This is a genomic window from Pseudosporangium ferrugineum (genome assembly GCF_003002065.1).
Lineage (GTDB): Bacteria > Actinomycetota > Actinomycetes > Mycobacteriales > Micromonosporaceae > Actinoplanes > Actinoplanes ferrugineus_A.
In genome coordinates this window covers 429,402-449,135 of record NZ_PVZG01000003.1, presented here as the reverse complement: position 1 = coordinate 449,135, position 19,734 = coordinate 429,402, and the positions used below count along the sequence as shown (strand labels likewise).

At 73.4% G+C, this 19,734-nt stretch carries 18 protein-coding genes and 1 pseudogene; 8 read left to right on the top strand and 11 right to left on the bottom strand.

Features of this window, described 5'->3' with window-relative positions; genetic code table 11:
* Positions 1 to 100 precede the first annotated feature (100 nt).
* Positions 101 to 1,081 (top strand): annotated as a pseudogene (locus tag CLV70_RS09400) (TerC/Alx family metal homeostasis membrane protein); the annotation flags it as partial.
* A gap of 208 nt (positions 1,082 to 1,289) precedes the next feature.
* Here the strand turns inward: CLV70_RS09400 and CLV70_RS09395 are convergent.
* The 3 genes from CLV70_RS09395 to CLV70_RS09385 form a co-directional block, all read right to left on the bottom strand.
* The gene (locus tag CLV70_RS09395) at positions 1,290 to 3,530 is read right to left on the bottom strand and encodes an MMPL family transporter (protein ID WP_106125989.1); all 2,241 of its coding nucleotides are present in this window, start codon (positions 3,528 to 3,530) and stop codon (positions 1,290 to 1,292) included.
* Between the two features lie 124 nt (positions 3,531 to 3,654).
* Complete coding sequence (locus CLV70_RS09390) at positions 3,655 to 4,740, bottom strand: translation initiation factor 2 (protein WP_106125988.1); 1,086 nt, start codon at positions 4,738 to 4,740, stop codon at positions 3,655 to 3,657.
* A 74-nt stretch (positions 4,741 to 4,814) separates the two neighbouring features.
* A complete protein-coding gene (locus tag CLV70_RS09385; protein WP_106125987.1) occupies positions 4,815 to 5,666 on the bottom strand; it encodes a spermidine synthase in 852 nt (283 codons plus the stop codon).
* Positions 5,667 to 5,729: 63 nt separating this feature from the next.
* On the opposite strand from CLV70_RS09385, the gene CLV70_RS09380 reads away from it, so the two are divergent.
* Positions 5,730 to 7,196 (top strand): DUF1800 domain-containing protein, encoded by a 1,467-nt coding sequence (locus CLV70_RS09380; protein WP_106125986.1) that lies wholly within the window; start codon positions 5,730 to 5,732, stop codon positions 7,194 to 7,196.
* Positions 7,197 to 7,198: 2 nt separating this feature from the next.
* Entirely contained in the window at positions 7,199 to 8,449 is a 1,251-nt protein-coding gene (locus CLV70_RS09375; protein WP_106125985.1) for a DUF1501 domain-containing protein, read from the top strand.
* 14 nt (positions 8,450 to 8,463) lie between these two features.
* Here CLV70_RS09375 and CLV70_RS09370 read toward each other — a convergent pair whose 3' ends face one another.
* A complete protein-coding gene (locus CLV70_RS09370; protein WP_158277732.1) occupies positions 8,464 to 9,372 on the bottom strand; it encodes an anti-sigma factor RsbA family regulatory protein in 909 nt (302 codons plus the stop codon).
* A gap of 179 nt (positions 9,373 to 9,551) precedes the next feature.
* On the opposite strand from CLV70_RS09370, the gene CLV70_RS09365 reads away from it, so the two are divergent.
* Entirely contained in the window at positions 9,552 to 9,878 is a 327-nt protein-coding gene (locus CLV70_RS09365; protein WP_245908124.1) for a hypothetical protein, read from the top strand.
* 27 nt (positions 9,879 to 9,905) lie between these two features.
* Here the strand turns inward: CLV70_RS09365 and CLV70_RS09360 are convergent, their stop codons facing one another.
* Positions 9,906 to 10,088 carry an antitoxin gene (locus CLV70_RS09360; RefSeq protein ID WP_106125983.1) on the bottom strand — a complete coding sequence of 61 codons (183 nt, stop codon included), beginning with the start codon at positions 10,086 to 10,088 and terminating at the stop codon, positions 9,906 to 9,908.
* Entirely contained in the window at positions 10,085 to 12,034 is a 1,950-nt protein-coding gene (malQ, locus tag CLV70_RS09355) for a 4-alpha-glucanotransferase (RefSeq protein WP_106125982.1), read from the bottom strand. Before malQ ends, CLV70_RS09360 begins: the two co-directional genes overlap by 4 nt.
* A gap of 96 nt (positions 12,035 to 12,130) precedes the next feature.
* On the opposite strand from malQ, the gene CLV70_RS09350 reads away from it, so the two are divergent.
* Complete coding sequence (locus CLV70_RS09350; RefSeq protein WP_106125981.1) at positions 12,131 to 12,385, top strand: hypothetical protein; 255 nt, start codon at positions 12,131 to 12,133, stop codon at positions 12,383 to 12,385.
* Between the two features lie 29 nt (positions 12,386 to 12,414).
* On the top strand, positions 12,415 to 13,653 hold the full coding sequence (locus CLV70_RS41695) for a chitosanase (RefSeq protein WP_106125980.1): 1,239 nt from the start codon (positions 12,415 to 12,417) through the stop codon (positions 13,651 to 13,653).
* A 49-nt stretch (positions 13,654 to 13,702) separates the two neighbouring features.
* Here CLV70_RS41695 and CLV70_RS09340 read toward each other — a convergent pair whose 3' ends face one another.
* The 3 genes from CLV70_RS09340 to CLV70_RS09330 all read right to left on the bottom strand — a co-directional run bounded on the left by CLV70_RS09340 (position 13,703) and on the right by CLV70_RS09330 (position 16,518).
* On the bottom strand, positions 13,703 to 14,941 hold the full coding sequence (locus tag CLV70_RS09340; RefSeq protein ID WP_106125979.1) for a glycoside hydrolase family 16 protein: 1,239 nt from the start codon (positions 14,939 to 14,941) through the stop codon (positions 13,703 to 13,705).
* 103 nt (positions 14,942 to 15,044) lie between these two features.
* Entirely contained in the window at positions 15,045 to 15,980 is a 936-nt protein-coding gene (locus CLV70_RS09335; RefSeq protein ID WP_106125978.1) for a carbohydrate-binding protein, read from the bottom strand.
* Between the two features lie 163 nt (positions 15,981 to 16,143).
* Entirely contained in the window at positions 16,144 to 16,518 is a 375-nt protein-coding gene (locus CLV70_RS09330) for an ATP-binding protein (protein WP_245908123.1), read from the bottom strand.
* Between the two features lie 62 nt (positions 16,519 to 16,580).
* Here CLV70_RS09330 and macS point away from each other — a divergent pair, with 62 nt between their 5' ends.
* Positions 16,581 to 17,702: a MacS family sensor histidine kinase gene (gene macS, locus CLV70_RS09325; protein WP_170148591.1), complete on the top strand. Its 1,122-nt coding sequence runs from the start codon at positions 16,581 to 16,583 to the stop codon at positions 17,700 to 17,702.
* Positions 17,703 to 17,727: 25 nt separating this feature from the next.
* Positions 17,728 to 18,357, top strand: coding sequence for a response regulator (locus CLV70_RS09320; protein WP_211303705.1), 630 nt, complete (start codon positions 17,728 to 17,730; stop codon positions 18,355 to 18,357).
* A gap of 37 nt (positions 18,358 to 18,394) precedes the next feature.
* On the opposite strand, the gene CLV70_RS09315 is transcribed toward CLV70_RS09320, so the two are convergent.
* On the bottom strand, positions 18,395 to 18,952 hold the full coding sequence (locus CLV70_RS09315) for a DUF5709 domain-containing protein (protein WP_106125975.1): 558 nt from the start codon (positions 18,950 to 18,952) through the stop codon (positions 18,395 to 18,397).
* A gap of 9 nt (positions 18,953 to 18,961) precedes the next feature.
* A complete protein-coding gene (locus CLV70_RS09310; protein WP_170148590.1) occupies positions 18,962 to 19,732 on the bottom strand; it encodes an ATP-binding protein in 771 nt (256 codons plus the stop codon).
* Positions 19,733 to 19,734 lie beyond the last annotated feature (2 nt).

The following is a 19,734-nucleotide window of genomic DNA, read 5'->3' as shown; positions in this document are numbered from 1 at the left end:
GGCTTTTTCCCGGCGAGCGTACGGCCGTGACCTCGGCCCCCGCTCACCTGCCCCCTAAGATGGATCACGCCCACCGAACCAGGACCGGGAGCGTGTCGTCATGCAGGTGCCCGGCCTCGTCTGGACGCTGACCCTCGCCGGCATCGCGGGGCTCGTGCTCTTCGACTTCTACTTCCACGTACGCCGGGCGCACATCCCGACCCTGCGCGAGGCCGGATTCTGGTCCGCGATCTACGTCGGCCTGGCGATCGTGTTCGGCTTCGGGGTGCTCATCTTCGGCGGGCGCGACATGGGCGCCGAATACTTCGCCGGCTGGGTGACGGAGAAGGCGCTCTCCGTCGACAACCTCTTCGTCTTCCTGGTGCTGCTCGGCAGCTTCAAGGTGCCCCGGGCCGACCAGCAGAAGGTGCTGCTGTTCGGCATCGTCTTCTCGCTGATCGCGCGCACCGGCTTCATCTTCCTGGGCGCCGCGCTGATCAACTCCTTCGCCTGGGTGTTCTACGTGTTCGGCCTGATCCTGCTGATCACCGCCGGCAACCTGCTGAAGAGCGAGGACGGCGACGGCCGCTCGGCCGACAACGTGATGATCCGGCTCGCCCGGCGGTTCCTGCGCACCTCGGACACGTACGACGGGGACAAGCTCTTCACGGTGCAGGACGGCAAGCGGGTCATGACCCCGATGCTGCTGGTCATGGTGGCCATCGGCGGCACCGACATCCTGTTCGCGCTGGACTCGATCCCGGCCATCTTCGGCCTCACCCAGAGCGTCTACCTGGTCTTCACCGCCACGGCGTTCTCCCTGCTCGGCCTCCGCCAGCTCTACTTCCTGCTGGACGGGCTGCTCGACCGGCTCATCTACCTCTCGTACGGGCTCGCCGCGATCCTCGCCTTCATCGGCGTGAAGCTGGTGCTGCACGCGCTGCACGAGAACAACGTGCCGTTCATCAACGGCGGCGACCGCGTCGACGTCGTCGAGATCAGCACCGGGATGTCGCTCGCGTTCATCGTCGGCGTGCTGGTCGTGACGGTGGTCGCGTCGCTGCTCAGCCCCAAGGGCCGCGCCCAGACGTACGTGGCGGCGGCGCGCCGGCACGCGGCGGAATTCCTCGACATCGAGACCGACCCGAAGTACTGCGACGAGATCTTCCACAAGCTCCTCGAGGAGGAGGCCCACCTCAAGCAGCTGCCGGAGAAGTACCGGGCCCGGATCCGCCAGGAGCAGGAGCTGATGGCGCTGCTCACCAGGGCGCACGAGGTGCATGAGGAACGGGTCCTGGCCGGCGTCTGCTTCAGACCCTGACGAGCTCGGGCGCCTCGGACTCCGGGCGGGGGCGCAGGTTCTCGCCCTCGATGTCGACCTTCGGCGTGATCCGGTCCAGCCAGCGGGGGAACGCCCACGCCCGGCGCCCCAGCAGGGTGAGGACGGCGGGGACGAGCGTCATCCGTACCAGGAAGGCGTCGATGAGCACGCCGACCGCCAGCCCGAAGCCGATGGTCTTGATCGTCGGATCCTCGATCAGCACGAAGCCGCCGAAGACCGCCGCCATGATGAGCGCCGCGGCGGTGACCACGCGGGCGCCGTGCCCCACCCCGGCGACGGTCGCGGCGGTCGCGTGCTCGCCGTGCACGAATTCCTCCCGCACCCGGGACACGATGAACACCTCGTAGTCCATGGCCAGCCCGAACAGCACGCCCATCATGATGATCGGCAGGAAGCTGACCAGCGGCCCCGGCCGATCCACCCCGAACAGCTCCGACGCCCAGCCGTGCTGGAAGACCCCGACCGTGACACCGAAGGTCGCGCCCATCGTGAGCAGAAAACCGAGGGTCGCCTTCAGGGGTACGAGCACCGACCGGAACGCCACCAGCAGCAGCAGGAACGACAGCCCGATGACCACCGCGAGGTACTCGGGCAGGGCGGCGGTCAGCTTCTGCGACACGTCCACGCCCACGGCGGTCGCGCCGGTCACCGCGATGGTGGTGTCGCTGTCGGCGTACGCGGTGGCGGAGTCCCGGATGTCGTGCACGAGGCGTGCGGTCTCCACGCTGCTCGGCCCGCTCGTCGGCGTCACGACCAGCACCTGCGTGGTGCGGGACCGGCTGGCCGGCCCGGCCCCGACCGCGGCGACGTGCGGCAGGTTGCGCAGGGTGACGGTCAGGCGTCCGCGGACGGTGGTGACCGTGTCGGCCCGGGCGCCCCGGATCACCACCAGCAACGGGCCGTTGGCGCCGGCCCCGAACGCCGAGGTGGTGAGGTCGTAGGCGTCCCGCTGTGGCGAATCGGCGGGAGCGGTCCCGTTGTCCGGCAGCGCCAGCCGCATGTCCCGGGTCGGCAGGCTCAGCGCTCCCAGCCCGAGGACCAGCACGAGCAGCACGGGAATCCGGAACCGCACCACCCACCGCGCCCAGCGGAAGCCGAACGCCCGCTCCTCGCCGTCGCCGGCGTGGCCGGCCTGGCCCGGGCGGTCGCCCTGGCCTTCGTGGTCGCCCCGGGCCGGGTCGGTGGCGGCCTTGGTGCGGCGGCGCTGGGAGCGGGGGAGGATGCGGTCGCCGGTGAAGGCCAGGACCGCGGGGAGCAGGGTCAAGGCCACGAGTACGGCGGTGAGCACCGTCCCCGCCGCCGCCAGGCCCATCGCGGCCAGGAACGGCACGCCGACGATGCTCAGCCCGGCCAGGGCGATGACGACCGTGGCCCCGGCGAACAGCACCGCCGAGCCGGCCGTCGCGGTGGCCCGGGCGACCGACTCCTCGGCGGGCAGGCCGGCGCTCAGCTGGGTCCGGTGCCGGGAACTGATGAACAACGCGTAGTCGATGCCGACGGCCAGCCCCAGCATCAGCGCCAGGATCGGCGCGGTCGACGACACGTCGACGACGGCGGTCACGAGCAGCAGGCCGCACATCCCGGCGATCACCCCGGCGAGCGCGGTCAGCAGGGTCATGCCGGCCGCGACCAGCGAACCGAACGTGACGACGAGGACGACCGCGGCCACCAGCACGCCGGCCACCTCGGTCACGCCGATCTCGGGCGGCCCCCCGGCGACGCCGCCGGGCACGACCTCGGGCCGCTGCTCGGTGCTGCTCTGGGCGAGGGCGTCGAAGGCCTCCCGGTCGGTGCTCGTCAGCTCGTCCTGCTCCGCGGCGTACTGCACGGCGACCAGGGCGATCGTCCGGCTACGGTCGAGTTGCCCGGTGCGGAACGGGTCGGAGACGGCGATCACGCCCGGCAGCGCGGAGGCCCGCTTGACGACGGCGGCGACGCCGGACCGCTGCACGCCCTCGTCGAGCGTCTGACCGAGCGGTGCGCGGACGACCAGGGTCAGCGAGGCGCCGGCCGCGCCGGGAAGGTCCTTCTTCAGGTCGTCGAGGGCCCGCTGGGACTCCGTACCCGGGATGGAGAAGGCGTCGACCGTGCTGCCGCCGAGGGTGAGGGCGCCGGTCGTGAGCAGGGCGAGGAGCAGCATCCACAGCGAGACCACCAGCTTCCGCCGCCGGAAGGAGAACCGCCCGAGCCGGTAGAGGAGGGTGGCCATGGTGAAATGTCCCGTCGTTGCGCTTGGACACATTTGTCCAGGTCAGCGTAACGACCGGACCCGCCCCCGCGAGCCGGAACGGCGGCACGGGCCGGACACCCGGCGGGCCGGGCCGGGGGTGTGATCAGCGGTTGCGGTTGCCGCGGGTGGTGGTGCCGATCTCCTGGTCCGGGTGGCGGGCCGCGGACTTGCCCCGGCCGGAGTTGGCGGCGAAGCGGGCCGCCGCGCGGCGGACCCGTTCGGCGCGGGCGGTGAGGTCGGTCGTCGGCTGCTCGGAGCGTTCGGCCTCCGGCTCCGGGGCGCCCGCCACCAGGTGCGCGACCCGGGCGGCGAGGTCGGCGGCCCGCGAGGCCAGATCGGGCTCGGCGCGCAGGGCCGCCTCCTCGGCGGCGGCGGCCAGCTGGGCGCGCTGCTCGTCGGCGGCCAGGCCGGGCCGGTAACCACCCGCCCGCGCCCCACGACCCCCGCCGGCCGGCCGCGCCGGCTCGGGAAGAGCACGCGCGGGCTCCGAAGCCGGCCGCGCGGTGGGTGAGAACGGCTCGGCGAGCGAGCGGGTGGTGGGTGGCTCGGGAAGGGCATGCGCGGGCCCGGGGGCGGGGTGTGCCGGCCGGGGGTCGGGGAGGGCGTGGGCCGGGACGGGGTGAGGGCGGACCGACGGGGTCTGGTGGGGGACCGGGAGGGCGCCGAGCACCGAGACCGTCTGGCCCTCGCCGCCCTGGTAGTTGGTGAATTCCGGGCCGATCAGCAGGCGGGAGAGCATCCGGGCCTGCGGGGTCGTCAGGCCGAGCTTCTCCGCGTTGTCCATGCGGAAGCGGGCGATCGCGTGGCGGATGACGTTCGCGAGGCGGTCCGCGCCGGCCGGCTCCGTGACGTCCCCGCCCGCCAGGACCAGGGCCGGGAACGAGCCGTCCGTGCCGGTGCAGACGAGCTGGATCTGGGTCGGGGACGCCGGGCGGCCGCGGGTGCCGGGCTGGACGCGGAGGTGCTGCGGATACAGCCAGCGGAGCTCGCCGGAGGTGATTCCCTCCGGGGACGTGTACGCGTAGCCGAGCCGCCGGTCCGTGACCAGCACCTCGGTGGTCTCGGGCAGGGTCCAGCGCGGGAGCGAGGCGGCGCGGTCGAACGCGTACTCCGCGACGGCGCAGTGGCCGTGCCACAGGATGCGTTCGCCGCCCTGGAGCGGGCCGAAGGCCTCGGGCTGGTCCAGCATCCCTCGATTAGATCGGCCTGCGGAATCCGGAACAAGACGTCTCAGTGTCAAATTGCCGCCTCGCGACGGGGCGTTCAGGACTTCGTGCTGAAGAGTCCCGCGGGCGGAGCGGGGGACGCGACCGCGTCGGCGTCCGTGGCCGGCGGGCGCCCGCCGGTGAAGCGGGCCAGGTCCGTCTCCACCCGGCCGGGGAACCAGTCGCCGGCCGCGCGCCGGCTCAGCGGGGCCACCGGCGGCGGGGTGCGGCCGGCCAGGACGACGAGGTTGCCGAAGCGGCGGCCGCGGAGCATCGCCGCGTCCGCGACGAGGCAGGCCTCCGGCAGGACCGCGCTGATCGTGGCCACCTGGGTGCGGGCGTACGTGAGCGGCGGGCCGTCCGCCACGTTGGCCAGGAGCCAGCCGCCGGGCGCCAGCACCCGGGCCACCTCCCGGACGAACTCGACCGACGCGAGGTGCGCGGGGGTGCGCGAGCCCGCGAACACGTCCACGATCACCAGGTCGTACCCGGCGTCGCGCATGCCCGTGACGGCCTCGCGCGCGTCTGCCACCCGTACGCGAAGCTTGGCCCTGGGGTCCCAGGGCAGTGCCGTGCGCACGAGGTCGACCAGCGGCCCGTCGATCTCCACCACCCGCTGCGGCGACCCCGGCCGGGTCGCCGCGACGTAGCGGGGCAGCGTGAGCGCCCCGCCGCCGAGGTGCAGCGCGCGCAGCGGCGTGCCCGGCGGCGCGATCAGGTCGATCGCCGCCGCCATCCGGCGGATGTACTCGAACTCGAGGTGGGCCGGGTCGCCGAGGTCGACGTGCGACTGCGGCGCGCCGTCCAGCAGCAGGGTCCAGCCGCCGGGGCGGTCCGGGTCCGGCACCAGCTCGGCGACGCCGGAGCCGACCGTCTCGACCCGCCGCTCGCCCCGCCTGCGCTGTGCCACGGCTGCACAGTACGTCGGTTGCGGTTCCGGAGCACGGCTGCCCGAATCCGATGATCATGCGGCGTGGCGCCGACGACAGGTGGCGTGACGGTGCCCTCCGACTTCCTGCCCGCCGACGCGTTGTCGCATCTGCTGCGCCGCGCCACGTACGGCCCGACCCCGGCCTCGCTCGCCGAGGCGCGCCGGCTCGGGGCCTCGGCGTGGCTGGAGCGGCAGCTGGCGCCGGCGTCGATCGGCGACAAGACCGCCGAGGGCCTGGTCGCGCGGCTGCCGCTGAGCGCGCTCACCGTCGACGGCGTACGCGCGAAGGCCCGCTCCGGCACCATCCGCCAGTACGGCTGGGAGCCCATGTACCAGCTGGGCGCCGCCACCCTCGCACGGGCGATCTGGAGCGAGCGCCAGCTGTTCGAGACGATGGTGGAGTTCTGGTCCAACCACCTGCACGTGGCCAACCCGGCCGGCGACGTGTGGGAGAGCCGGCCCGACTACGACCGCCGGGTGATCCGGGCGTACGCGCTCGGCCGCTTCTCCGACATGCTCAAGGCCAGCGCGCGCCACCCGGCGATGCTCACGTACCTGGACAACCGGTTCTCGACGCGGCAGGCGCCGAACGAGAACTACGGCCGGGAACTGCTCGAGTTGCACACGGTCGGGCTGGGCTACACCGAGTCGGACGTCCGGAACGCCGCCCGGCTGCTCACCGGCCTCACCGTGAACTGGGACACCGGCGCGTACCGGTACGACGCCGCGCGGCACGCCACCGGCGCGGTGAAGGTGATGGGCTTCCGGCACGCGAACAAGAGCGCCGCCGGCGGCCAGACGGCGGCCATGGCCCTGCTGGACCATCTGGCGCTGCACCCGGCCACCGCCCGGCGGATCGCCACCAAGCTGTGCGTCCGGTTCGTCGCCGACGACCCGCCCGCGTCGCTGGTCACCCGGCTGGCGAAGGTCTACCTCGACAAGCGGACCGCGATTGTGCCGGTGCTGCGGGCACTGTTCACCTCGCCGGAGTTCGCCGCGTCGGTGGGCGCCAAGACCCGGACGCCGTACGAGGACCTCGTCGCCACCGTGCGCACGCTCGGCTTCGGCCCGGAACCGTCGGGCACCCAGGCCCTCACCGCCCTGTACTGGATCAGCGACTCGGCCGGGCAGGCGCCGATGGCCTGGGCGCCGCCGAACGGCTACCCGGACGTGGCGAGCGCCTGGGCCTCGCCCTCGGGCCAGGTCATCCGGTGGAACGCGCACCTGAGCATCGCCGCCGGCTGGTACCCGACGACGCTGCAACGGCCGGGTTCGCTGCTGCGGGCGTACGCGGGCAGCACCCTCCCGGCCACGTACGGCGCCCTGATCGACGTCGTGGCGAACCGGCTGCTCGGACGCGGCGTGGCGCCGGAGCACAGCGCCGCCCTCGCGGGGTTCTTCGGCAAGACGCCCGAATCCCGCCTCAAGCCGCGGGACGCCGTCGCGGACTGGCAGTTCCCGTACCTGGTGGCCCTGCTCCTCAACTCTCCCTACTTCGCGCTGAGGTGACCGTGGAAGCGAACGAGAACTGCGGCTGCACGATCAGCCGGCGCACCCTGCTCGCGGGCGGGGCGGCCGGGGTCCTCGCGGGCCTCGCCGGGGACCTGCTGTCGACCCAGCTGGCGTTCGCGTCGCCCGGCTACCGGGGCGACGTGTTCGTGCTGCTGTCGCTGCGCGGCGGCTTCGACGGGCTGTCCGCCGTCGTGCCGCACGGCGACCCCGCGTACTACGCGGCCCGGCCGGGCATCGCCGTGCCCAAGGCGCGCCTCATCGGCGGTGATGCGACGTTCGGGCTGAACCCGGCGCTGGCGCCGCTGCTGCCGTACTGGCGCAACGGTTCGCTGGCCGCGGTCCAGGCGGTCGGCCAGCCCGCGCCGAACCGCTCGCATTTCTCGGCGATGGAGGAACTGGAACGGGCGGCGCCGGGCACCTCGGTGCGCACCGGCTGGCTGGACCGGATGATGGGCGGGCTCGGCGGCGGGGGCGTCTTCGGCGCCGTCTCGATGGGCAGCGCGATGCCGGCCCGGGTGCTCGCCGGACCGGCCGCCGACCTCGGGCTCACCAGCGTGGACCGGTTCGTGCTCAGCGGCGAGAACGAGAAGCGGCCGATGGCCGGCACGATGGCGGCGCTGTACGCGAACGCGCCCGCCGCCCTGTCCCGTACCGCCGCGATGGCCACGTCGGCGCTGGCGACGACCGCGACGTTGAAGGCGGCCGGGTACACGCCGGCGAACGGGGCCGCGTACCCGGACACCGAGCTGGGCAGGGCGCTGAGCGACGTGGCCCGGCTGGTGAAGTCGGACGTGGGCCTGATGAGCGCCTGCGTCGACTCCGGCGACTGGGACATGCACGAGAACCTCGGCACGGCCGTACCCGGGAAGCGGATGTACGAGCACCTGGCCGACCTCGCCGCCGCGCTGGCAGCCTTCGCCGCCGACCTCGGCCCGGCCGGCCTGGGCCGGGTCACGCTGGTCACGCTCAGCGAGTTCGGCCGGCGGGTGGGGCAGAACGGCTCGGGCGGGCTCGACCACGGCTACGGCAACGCCATGTTCGTGCTGGGCGGCGGCGTCAAGGGCGGCAAGGTGTACGGGCGCTGGCCCGGCCTGGCGAAGGGCAAGCTCGTCGACGGCGACCTCGCGGTGACCACCGACTACCGGGCGGTGATCGGCGAGATCCTGCGCGCCCGCTGCGGCGTCTCCGACGTGGCCGGCGTCTTCCCCGGGGTCCGGCCGGCGGCGCTGGGGCTGGTGCGTTCACGCTAGGCGGGGCCCGGCCGTCAGGCGCGGCGCAGGGCGAAGCGGGCGCGGGTGAGCCCGTCGCTCTGGTGCACCGCGAAGGCGTCGCAGAGCTGGTGGACCAGCCACAGGCCCATGCCGCCGATCGTGCCGGGCGGGGGCGGCAGGTAGCCGGCCAGCGGCGCGGGCCCGGACGGCCCGTCGTCGGTGATCTCGGCGACCACGGCCTCGGCGGTGACCCAGATGCGCAGCTCGCGACGGGTGCCGCCGTATCGGATGCCGTTCGTCGCCAGCTCGCTGACGGCCAGCACCAGGCTCTCCAGACGGTCGGCCGGCAGCCAGCCGGTGGCGAGCCGGCGGACCAGGGCGCGCAGCGGGGCCACCGGCCCGTCGATCGGCGCCACCACCACCGGCGCGCCGTCCACCGGCCACGGTGGCTCCGGCAGCGCCGTCAGGAACGTCTCCGGGCTCTCGTAGCCGGGGCTGTCACGCCAGTCGCCGTCGTGCACGCGCGGATGGGTGCGGGCCGCCGCGCCGATCAGCGCGGTGGGCAGGGTCCGGCGGTCGTACGGGCACAGCAGGTGACCGTTCAGCGAGTCGAGGCTGCGGTTCAGCGCCGACTCGAAGCGCAGCCACGAGTCGTACGGGGCGGCGTACGGAATCTGCCCGACCAGCCGGACGAACGGGCTGCCGCTCGCCGCCGCGGCCTCCAGGATCCCCGCCCAGGCCGCGATGGTCCGGACCGGGCGGACGTGCCACTCGTCGGCCGGCAGGAAGCGCACCGAATCCGCCAGGCCGGCCAGGGTGTCGCGCAGCAGCCGGGTCGCTTCGGGACCGGCGGCGACCGCCACCGTCTCGCCGCGCTCCAGCCCGTCGCGGAGGAACCCGCCGAGGGTTTCGGCATACGCGGTGTCGGCGTCGTAGAGGAACGCCGAGTGGGTGAACACCACTGAGCCACCTCCGAGCACCGCTGATCGACCACGGTAACACCCGGGCCGCTGCGGACCACGGCCCGACCAGCGGCGGAGCACCGCTGCGAGTGAATGGCGGCCCCGGAAACGTGAAACACCCCGGCGATCGGCACGGCCCGGTCCAGACTGGGCGCGATCGACGATCACGGGGGTGAAGGGTGTCGGGTACGGGTGCCAGCGCGCTGGCCGAGCTCGTGGAACGGAGCGCCGACCTCGCGGGTCCGCCGCTGAGGATTCGCCGGCAGGAGTCGGAGGACGGCCCGGCGTACTGGCGCTGGGACTGTGCCGGCTGCGGTGAGTACGGCGGCGGCCGGCACCACCGCGACGCCGTCAGCCGGGCCATGCGGCACTGCGCGGAGCACCCCGAGCACCGCTCGTCGCTGCTCCCGCCGGTGCGCTGCCGGGAACGGGACCACCGGCTCGCCGTCCACCCGATGCTGTTCGCGCTGGACGACGACCCGCCGCCCCCGCCGCTCGCGATCTGAGTCGCGAGCGGCCGGGAGGTCAGCGGCTCACCGCTGCTGGGTGTCGCCGTCGCCCGTACGCTTCTGCGCCTCGTCGACGCCCTTGTCGATGTGGTCCGAGTACTTGTGGCCGGTCCGCTTGTCGACCTCGTCGCCGATCTTCTCGAGCGCCTGGTCGACCTGCTTGTCGTGCTTGTCGGCGAACTCCTTCGCCTTGTCCAGGAAACTCATCGGGCCACGCCCTTCCTCGCGCTCAGCACTCCGGCGATCCGCGCCACCCGCGGGTCCGCCACGATCTGCTCCAGGCTAGTGCGCAGCGGCATCCGCCAGTTCGGGTACTCGTCCGTCGTACCGGGAAGGTTGGGCTGGTCGAGCTCGCCCAGCACGTCGTAGAGCGCCGCGGTGACGAGCCGGCACGGGGTGCGCGCCAGGAACTCGTGCATCGCGACGATGATCTCCTCGGGCGTGCTCCCCGGGGTGATCAGGCCCTCGTCGGTGAGGCGGGCGAGGAGCTGGGCCCGGTCCTTCTCCGCGTACGCGCGCTCCTCCTCCACCGGCTTGGCGAGCTGACCGAGCTCGTCGCGGACCCGGACCTGCTCCCCGGCGAGAAACCCGGCCGCCGTGGGCAGGTCGTGGGTGGAGATGCTGGCCAGCGCGTTGCGGGGGTAGCGCTCGGCGGGCAGGTAACCCTCGTCCGGGTCGTTCTTGTAGTCCCGGGTGAACCACAGCACCGCCGAGCCGAGCATGTTCATCCGCGCCAGCGTCTCGGTCATCACCGGCAGCACCGTGCCGAGGTCCTCGCCGATCACCACCGCGCCGGCCCGGTGCGCCTCCAGCGCCAGGATGCCGAGCATCGCGTCCGGGTCGTAGTGCACGTACGTGCCCTCGGCCGGCCCCATGCCCGGCGGCACCCACCAGAGCCGCCACAGCCCGGCGACGTGGTCCACGCGCAGGCCACCGGCGTGCCGGAAGATCCGCCGCAGCATGTCCCGGTACGCCGCGTACCCGGTCTCGATGAGCTGGTCGGGCCGCCAGGCGGCGAGCCCCCAGTCCTGGCCGAGCTGGTTGAACGCGTCCGGCGGGGCCCCCGCGTGCACCCCGGCCGCGAGCACGTCCTGCAGCAGCCAGCCGTCGGCGCCGCTCGGGTCGATGCCGACGGCCAGGTCGTGCACGACGCCGACCGGCATGCCCTGGGCCCGGGCGGTCTCGTTCGCCGCGTCGAGCTGCGCGTCGAGGAGCCGCTGCAACCAGACGTGGAACGCGACCCGGTCGCCCTTGCGTGCGGCCCGCACCTCCGGGGTGTCCGGCCGGCGGAACTCCTCCGGCCACTCCTGCCAGTTGGCGCCGTGCTTCTCGGCGAGGGCGCAGAACACGGCGAAGTCGGTGAGCCCCGGGTCGGCGTCGAGGTCGACCTCGCCGGCGAGCGGCCACAGCAGCTCGAGGGCGGCCCGCTTGGCCTGCCACACCGCGCTGTAGTCGATCAGGCCGTCGGCCGTGGGGCGGGGCCTGAGGGCGTCCACCTGCTCGCGCAGCGCCGGATCGGCCCGGCGGTAGGCGTCGGTCGCGGCGACCCGCAGATACAGCGGGTTGGCGAAGCGCCGGCTCGACGGCGAATACGGCGACGACGGTACGGGCAGCGTCGGCGTGACGGCGTGCAGCGGGTTCAGCAGGACCAGCCCGGCGCCGTGGCTGCCCTCGACGAAGGTCCGCAGGTCGCCGAGGTCGCCCATGCCCCACGACGCGTCCGAGTGCAGAGCGTAGAGCTGGAGCATCCAGCCCCACGTCTCCGGCGGCTCGGGCAGCCGGGGCGGCACCACGACGAGGGTGACGTCCTGTCCGCCCGTACGCAGCCGGTGCCAGCCCAGGGGCAGGTCGTCCGGCACCGCGGTCACCTCGCGGGAGGTGCCGTCCTCCAGCACGATCGTGCCCGCGCCGGGCAACGGCCGCTGCTCGCCCTCGCGGACCACCACCGTGCCGGGCAGCCGGTGCTGCTCGCGGGCCGTACGCACGGCGGCGAGCTCCCGCCGCACGGACTCCGGTGTCGAGGCGTCCACACCGAGCAGGCCCAGCACCCCGGCGACCGACTCCGCGGCCACGTCGCGGCGTTCGCGGTGCCAGTCCTCGTACCAGGTCGCGACCCCGTGCGCCTCGGCCAGCGCGGTCAGCTCAGCGTCCACTAACGCCCCCTTGTCGTCGGTTCCTCGTGCATACCCTGCCCTGAAACCTTCAGTCCCGGTGCGGCGGGTCTTGCGAGGGTCCGCCAGACTTGGCCCATGTCTTCTGCAGCGAAATGGTTCACCCGGATCGGCGCGGCCGTGACCGGCGCGGTTCTGACGCTCGTCGTGCCGGTGCACGCCTGGGCTGCCGCGAAGGGCGTCGACGGGATCGCGATCGAGGCGGCCAGGTCGCGGCGGCGGCGCGGCGGCTTCGGCCTCTTCCCGATCTTCGGCGGCCTGTGCTGCCTGCTGGTGGTCGGCGGCATCATCCTCGCCCTCGTCCTGATTTCGCGGAACCGCAAACGCCGCTGACACCCCCGCCCTACCGTCGAGGGGTGGGGATGCGGGCGAAGGTGGTCGCGCTGGGCGTCGGCATCGCGGCGGTGTGCACGGTGCCGCTGGCGATCACGGTGACCGCGGACGCGGCGCCCGACGTGGTGCTCTCGCGCGGCCATCCGGTGCTCGCGTCCAGCGCCAAGGACGCCGCGCGGACGGGCGTCATGGCCGTCGACGGCGACCCGGCGACCCGCTGGACGAGCGGCACCCCGGCGATCACCCAGTGGCTGCGGCTCGACCTCGGCCGGGCGCAGGCGGTTACCCGGGTGCGGCTGATCTGGGACGGGGCCTACGCGCGGGCGTACCGGATCCAGGTGTCGGCCGACGGCGCGAGCTGGACCGACCTGCACCGCGAGACGGCCGGCGACGGCGGCACCGACGACGTCAAGCGGCTCAAGGGCACCGGGCGCTACCTGCGGGTGCTGGCGACCCAGCGCGCGTGGGCGTCCGGCTATTCCTTGCGGGAGATCCAGGTGTACGGGCCGGGCCCGGCCGTCAAGGCCATCCCGGTGACGAGCGCGCCGGCCACCGTGCCCGCCGCCGCCCGCGGGCTGACCGACGCACGCAAGCGGGAGCTCGCGTTCCAGCTGGTCTCCACCGCCGAGAACTCCACCCTCGACTGGCGCGGCCAGTACGGCTACATCGAGGACATCGGCGACGGCCGGGGCTACACGGCGGGCATCGTCGGCTTCTGCTCGGGCACCTCGGACATGCTCGCGCTGGTGTCCGAGTACACCCGGCGCTCCCCGCGGAACAGGCTCGCGGGATACCTGCCGGCCCTGCGCACGGTGGACGGCTCCGATTCGCACGCCGGCCTCGACCCCGGCTTCACCACGGCCTGGAAGAGGGCCGCGGCCGACCCGGTGTTCCAGAAGACGCAGGAGGACGAGCGGGACCGGCTGTACTTCGGCCCGGCGGTGACGCTGGCGAGCTCGGACGGCCTGCGCGCGCTCGGCCAGTTCGCCTACTACGACGCCGCGGTGATGCACGGCATGTCGGGGCTGCGGCGGATCCGGGCGGCCGCGATGCGCGACGTCCGGACGCCGAAGCAGGGCGGCGACGAGACGCTGTGGCTCGACGAGTTCCTCGACGTCCGGGTCGCGGAGATGCGGACCGAGGAGGCGCACACCGACGTCACCCGCGTCGAGACCGCGCAGCGCGCCTTCCTGCGGGCCGGCAACCTGGACCTGAACGCGCCCCTGGCCTGGCGCGTCTACGGCGACCGGTTCGCGGTCCGGAAATGAGACCGGCCGGCCAGGGCTGAGCCCTCGCCGGCCGGAATCGCGCGAACCGTCAGACCCGGGTCCACTTCTGGTTGCTGCCGCCGTGGCAGTCGTAGAGGACGAGCGCGGCGCCGTTGGCGCTGTTCCAGTCCTTGATGTCGACGCACCTGTTGGCCGAGACGTTCACCAGGTCGCCCGCCGCCGAGAGGGTGAACCGCTGGACCGGGTTGCCGTTGCAGGTCACCAGCTGGATCGGGGTGTTGTTGCCGAGCGCCCCGCCGGCCGGGTCCATGCACTTGCCCATCGCCCGCAGCGTGCCGTCGGCCTGCGGGGTCCACTTCTGCGCGTCGCTACCGTTGCAGTCCCACATCTGGAGCCGCGAGCCGTCCGCCGGGTTGGCGCCCGGGATGTCGATGCAGCGCCCGCTGAAGTTCGACTTGAGCGAGTTGCCGGTGCCGGTGCCGCCGCCACCGCCGTCGTTGGTCCACGACGAGACGCGGACGTAGTCGACCAGCATCGTCTGCGGGAACTGGGTGGTGCCGTCCGGGTAGCCGGGCCACTGACCGCCGACCGCCACGTTGAGGATCATGAAGAAGTTGTGGTCGAACACCCACCGGTCGCCGCCGAGGTTCGACGGGGTGACCCGGAAGTACTCGGAGCCGTCGAGATACCAGACGATCAGGTTGGGGGACCAGTCGACCCGGTAGGTGTGGAAGGCGTCGCTCAGCGGGGCGCCGATGGTGCGGCCGCCGCCGATGCCCTCGCCGCCGGAGTAGCCGGGGCCGTGCACGGTGCCGTGGACGGTGTTGGGCTCGAAGCCGACGTTCTCCATGATGTCGATCTCGCCGGTGGTCGGCCAGTTGTTGCCGCCGAGCATCCAGAACGCCGGCCAGATGCCCTGACCGCGCGGGATCTTGATGCTGGCCTCGAAGCGGCCGTACGTCTGGCTGAACTTGTCCGCGGTCAGGATGCGGCCGGACGTGTACTGACACGTGCCGTAGTGACACTGGTAGCCGGCCGGGTTCTCGCGCCGGGCGGTGATCGCGAGGTGGCCCTGGCCGTCGTGGACGACGTTGCTGGTCGAGTTGGTGTAGTACTGCTGCTCGTTGTTGCCCCAGCCGCTGCCGCCGATGTCGAACTTCCACTTGCTCTGGTCGAGCGGCGTGCCGGCCGGAAGGTCGAACTCGTCGCGCCAGGAGATGCCGCCGATGGCGGCCTGGGCGGTGTCGTTGCGGGAGGTGGCCACGAGGCCGCTTGCGACTGTCACCGCGACGACTGCCGCGGCGAGCAGGATTCTCGCTCTGCGCATGGGGATGATCCTCCGGGGGAAGAGGTGATTTTAAGCAGTCTTTACAAATCGACTGCCTTCAGTCAAGGGAGACTGGTCCCCGGCCCCCGGATAACGCCTTTTCTTACAACTTCTTGAACAGGCTGGGCAACGCGGTGGGCTCCCAGCCCGGCAGCGAGGTGTGCGCCTCCTTCACCTCGTAGCGCTTGCCCTCGAAGGTGACGATGTCGCCGGCGGCGTAGTCGACGAACGGCTCCCAGGCCTTGGCCGCAGGCGTGGTGGGTTCCTCGGCCGGCGGCGTGCTCGGCTCCTGCGACGGCGGGGCGGAGGGGGGAGCGGACGGGGCAGCGGAGGGCGGGGACGACGGCGGCTGCTCCGCCTCCTCCGCCGCGTCCACGTTGATGCTGTCCACGGCCATCCGGGCCGGAAGCTCGGCGGTTTGCGGGTCGGTGACCGCCAGGCTCAGCACCAGGCGGAACGCCTGGCCGGTCTCGGCGCCGGGGATGCGGAGGCGGCGCTCCGTGCGGCCGTCCACCGACAGGGTGAGGGATTCCGCGGTCCAGCTCATCGCGTACGTGTGGAAGTCGCCGTCGGTGACCGGCTCGGCCAGCAGGTCGACCGCCTCGCTGCCCGGGCGGCCGGCGGCCAGGGTGATCGCCGGCCGCAGGCCCTCGCCGCCGGGGACGCGGACCCGGGCCTCGACCCGGCCCGACTCGCGGCGGAAGGTGTTCCGGCTGACCAGCCGGGCCGTGGTGGCACCGGCGCGGTCGCCCGAGCGCGCGGTGAGGAGCAGGTTGCCGTCGCCGTCCAGCCGGGCGTTGCGGGTGCTCTGGCTGAACTGGAAGCCGTTGTCGCCCCGGCTGGTGTCGAGGATCCACTTGTTCGGGTCCACGGTGCTGCCGGCGCCGCCGTCGAAGTCGTCGGCGAAGCGGTCGAGCGGGGCCGGGAAACGGTTCTGGCCGCTACCGAAACGGTTGCGCTCCGCGGCGTCGGCGCTGTCGTTGCGCGTCGGCAGCCAGACGGCGGTGGCCAGTCCGGCGGCGGCGACGGCAAGCGTCACGACGAGTCGGGGTCGCAGCCAGGCAGGCTGCTTCGGCGCGCTGTGTCGCGGCACGGGGGTCCTCCGGGGGCGGCGGATGGTGCTGGTGCGTCAGCAGAGACCTAAGAAGATCCCTGCCCGCACGTCAAGTAGTCCGGTGGGTATTTAAAAAAACATTCAGGTTTCAGTCACCCGTACGGCTGGAGATGCGTACCGCTGTCCCTTCCGATCCGGTTCTGATCTCGAATGTGTCGGTCAGTTCCCGGACGAGGTAAAGGCCCCAGCCGCCCGGCTCGCCGGGTGGTGGCCGGTCCGTGTGGAGCTCGGCCAGGCCGGCGCCCCGATCGGTGACTTCGCAGTACACCGTGCCGGTGACGCACCACACCGCGACGTGGCCGAGGCCGCCGCCGTGCCGCACCGCATTGGTGAGCAATTCGTTCACCGCGATCACGAAACCGTCCAGCCGGTCGCCGCGCAGGCCGGACTCGGCGGCCCGGGACGCGACGACATGCCGCAGCGCGGTGACCCCGCTGCGGTCGAACGCCTCGGACACGAGCAATTCAGCGATGCCTCGACAGTATGCGAAGCCTGATCATTCGGCTCCCTGAGTAGGGTCGGCGCATGGCGGAAACGAGTGGGCTGCAGGCCCCGCTGTGGCGCGCTGTCGCGGTGTATCGCATCGCCGCTCTGGTCTACGTCGCGGTGCTCGTGGTCCGCAACGTGCGGGACTACGAGCGGCCGATGCTGGTCTGGCCGGTGCTCGCGCTCACCGCGGGCTGGACGGTGTTCACCACGTACGCGTATTCCGTGCCGTCCCGCCGCAAGCCGCCGCTGCTGGCGGCCGACCTGCTCGTCACCATGGCCGTGATGGCCTCCAGCGCCTGGATCGTCGGGGCGGACGCGCTGCGGCACGGCACCCCGACCCTGGCCGTCGCCTGGCACGTCGCCCCGGTCATCGCCTGGGCGGTGGCCGGCGGGCGGCGCGGGGGCATCGCCGCGGCCCTCGCCATGGGCGCCACCGACCTGATCGTGCGCAACCACTGGGACCAGGCGGCGTACACGGGCACGGTGCTGATGCTGCTCGCCGCGCTGGCGGTCGGCTACCTCGTCGGCATCGCCGAGGTCTCCCAGCGGCGGCTGGAACGGGCCATCCAGCTCGAGGCGGCCACCCGCGAACGGGAGCGCCTCGCCCGGGACATCCACGACTCGGTGCTCCAGGTTCTCGCGCTCGTCAAGCGGCGGGGCGCCGGCCTCGACGGGGAGGCGGGGGAGCTGGCGCGGCTCGCCGGGGAGCAGGAGGCGGCGCTGCGCACCCTCGTCACGGGACGCTCCGCGGAGCCGGTGGACGAGAGGGCGGAGGTCGACCTCATGGCGCTGCTGGACCCGTACGCGTCGGCCACGGTGTCGGTCGCGGCACCCGCCGGAGCGGTCCGCCTGCCCTCGCGGACCGCGAACGAGGTGACCGCCGCGGTGGCGGCGGCGCTGGACAACGTCACCCGGCACTGCGACCCCGGCACCAAGGTGTGGGTGCTCGTCGAGGACGAGCCGGAGTCGGTGACGGTCAGCGTCCGGGACGACGGCTGCGGCATCGCCGCCGACCGGCTGGCCGAGGCCGAGTCGCAGGGCCGCCTGGGGGTGGCGCAGTCCATCCGCGGGCGCATCGCCGAGCTCGGCGGCACGGTGCGGATCACCTCCGCGCCCGGCCAGGGCACCGAGGTCGAGATGACCGTGCCCAGGTCATAGGCTGATCGGCGTGGCAGTCAGGGTGATGGTGGTGGACGACCACCCGATGTGGCGTGACGGGGTGGCCCGCGACCTCGCGGCGGCGGGCTACGAGGTGGTGGCCACCACCGGCGAGGGGCGGCAGGCCGTGCGCATCGCCGCCGCGGCCCGCCCGGACGTGGTGGTGCTCGACCTCCAGCTGCCGGACATCTCCGGGGTGGAGGTCATCAACGGGCTGCTGACCGCCGTGCCGGGCGTACGCGTGCTCATGCTCTCCGCCAGTGGCGAGCAGCAGAGCGTGCTCGACGCGGTGAAGGCGGGCGCCTCGGGTTACCTGCTGAAGTCCGCGGCGCAGGCGGAGTTCCTCGACGCGGTGGGCCGTACGGCCGCCGGCGACACCGTGTTCACGCCGGGGCTGGCCGGGCTGGTGCTGGGCGAGTTCCGGCGGCTGGCGGTCGAGCCGGCCGGCGACGACGGGATGGCGCCGAAGCTGACCGAGCGGGAGACCGAGGTGCTCCGGCTGGTCGCCAAGGGGCTGTCGTACCGGCAGATCGCGGAGCGGCTCGTGCTCAGCCACCGGACGGTGCAGAACCACGTGCAGAACACGCTGGGCAAGCTGCAGCTGCACAACCGGGTCGAGCTGACCCGCTACGCGATCGAGCAGGGGCTGGACTGAGCACCCGGCCGCCCCCGGGGAGCGGCCGGGGGTGCGGTCAGCGGTAGCGCGGCGCGTTGGTCTCGTGCATGGCGGCCTCCTCGGCGGAGGCGCCGCCACCCGCGGCTCCGGCGTCGTACGCGACGTTGTCGGGCTCGTCGTCGTAGCCGTAACCCTCGTCGGGTTCGACCAGGCGGCCCACCGGCTGCGGGGCGTCGTCGTCGAGCTGGCCGTCGTCGTACAGGGAAACGGCCGAGTTCGGGTCGGAGGTCGGGCTCTGGCCCCACACGTCCGCGTCGAGGCGGCGCTGCTCCGGGTCGTCGACCGTCTCGTCGTACGGGTCGCGGCGGGCGGGCAGCGGGTCCTCCGCGCCGACGTCCGGCTCCTCCTGGCGCAGGCGGTAGTCGAGCGATTCGCCCTCGCGCTGCTCCTCCGCGGTGTCGCCGAAGCGGTTGGAGCCGCCCGGCCCGACGCCCGGGAGCGCGGCCGGGTCGGGGCCGTCCGCCCAGCGCGGGCTGTCCACGGCGTCGTACGCGTTCGAATCGTCGTCCGCGGTCTCGGGCAGGCCGGACGCCTCGGGGTCGGAGACCTCGGTCGGGAAGTCGTCGTCTCGCATATCCGGAACTTACCCCCGGCCGGGGCCCGCCATGCCTGGGCCGGCCACATCGCCGGTCTCCTCGTCGCCGTCGAGGGACGCCCAGACCACCTTGCCGTCCGGCACCGGCAGGCAGCCCCAGCGGTTCGCCACGGAGTCGATCAGCAGCATGCCGCGACCGCCGTACGAGGTGACGGGCACGGGGCTGCCGGTGAAGCTGGGTATGTGCGACGAGCCGTCCCGGACCGCGACGGCCATCCCGCCGCCGTGCCGCCCCACCAGGACCGTCATCGAGGTGCGGGCGTGCGCCACCACGTTGTTGACCATCTCGGTGACGACGATGCAGGCGCCGCCGGCCCGGTCCGGCATCTCCCAGCGGGCGCACGCCTCGGTGACCAGTTCCCGGGAGCGCCGGGCCGCGCCCATCACCGGCTCCAGCCTGAGCGAGAGGAAGTGCTCGGGGGCCGGCTCGCCGAGCGCCGCGAACGCGTCGGCGGGCTCGGGCCAGATCGGCAGGCCGGTGCCGCGCCAGCCGCTGCCGTCGCCGTCGGCGCAGATGACCAGGTGTGCGCCGGGCCAGTCGGCGGTGGCGGCGGCGACCTCGCGCAGCACGGCGGCGGCCTCGGCCTCGCCCACGGTGAGGTCGCGGACGTCGACCACGAGCGCCTCGGGCTGGCCGGCGAGGATCTCGAGGAGGGCGGCCCGCACGGCGGGCGCCGAGCCGGCATCGAGCACCCCGGTCAGCCGGACGACCGGGTAGGTCTGTCCGCCGTCGACCAGATGTCGCACCTCGCTCGGCATGA

What these genes read in the sequence shown, in the direction of transcription:
- CLV70_RS09395 (WP_106125989.1), bottom strand. Translation starts at nt 3,530, where the DNA reads ATGGCCACCCTCCTCTACCGGCTCGGGCGGTTCTCCTTCCGGCGGCGG.
- CLV70_RS09390 (WP_106125988.1), bottom strand. Translation starts at nt 4,740, where the DNA reads ATGCTGGACCAGCCCGAGGCCTTCGGCCCGCTCCAGGGCGGCGAACGC.
- CLV70_RS09360 (WP_106125983.1), bottom strand. Translation starts at nt 10,088, where the DNA reads ATGAGTTTCCTGGACAAGGCGAAGGAGTTCGCCGACAAGCACGACAAG.
- CLV70_RS09350 (WP_106125981.1), top strand. Translation starts at nt 12,131, where the DNA reads ATGTCTTCTGCAGCGAAATGGTTCACCCGGATCGGCGCGGCCGTGACC.
- CLV70_RS41695 (WP_106125980.1), top strand. Translation starts at nt 12,415, where the DNA reads ATGCGGGCGAAGGTGGTCGCGCTGGGCGTCGGCATCGCGGCGGTGTGC.
- CLV70_RS09340 (WP_106125979.1), bottom strand. Translation starts at nt 14,941, where the DNA reads ATGCGCAGAGCGAGAATCCTGCTCGCCGCGGCAGTCGTCGCGGTGACA.
- macS (WP_170148591.1), top strand. Translation starts at nt 16,581, where the DNA reads ATGGCGGAAACGAGTGGGCTGCAGGCCCCGCTGTGGCGCGCTGTCGCG.
- CLV70_RS09320 (WP_211303705.1), top strand. Translation starts at nt 17,728, where the DNA reads ATGGTGGTGGACGACCACCCGATGTGGCGTGACGGGGTGGCCCGCGAC.
- CLV70_RS09315 (WP_106125975.1), bottom strand. Translation starts at nt 18,952, where the DNA reads ATGCGAGACGACGACTTCCCGACCGAGGTCTCCGACCCCGAGGCGTCC.
- CLV70_RS09310 (WP_170148590.1), bottom strand. Translation starts at nt 19,732, where the DNA reads ATGCCGAGCGAGGTGCGACATCTGGTCGACGGCGGACAGACCTACCCG.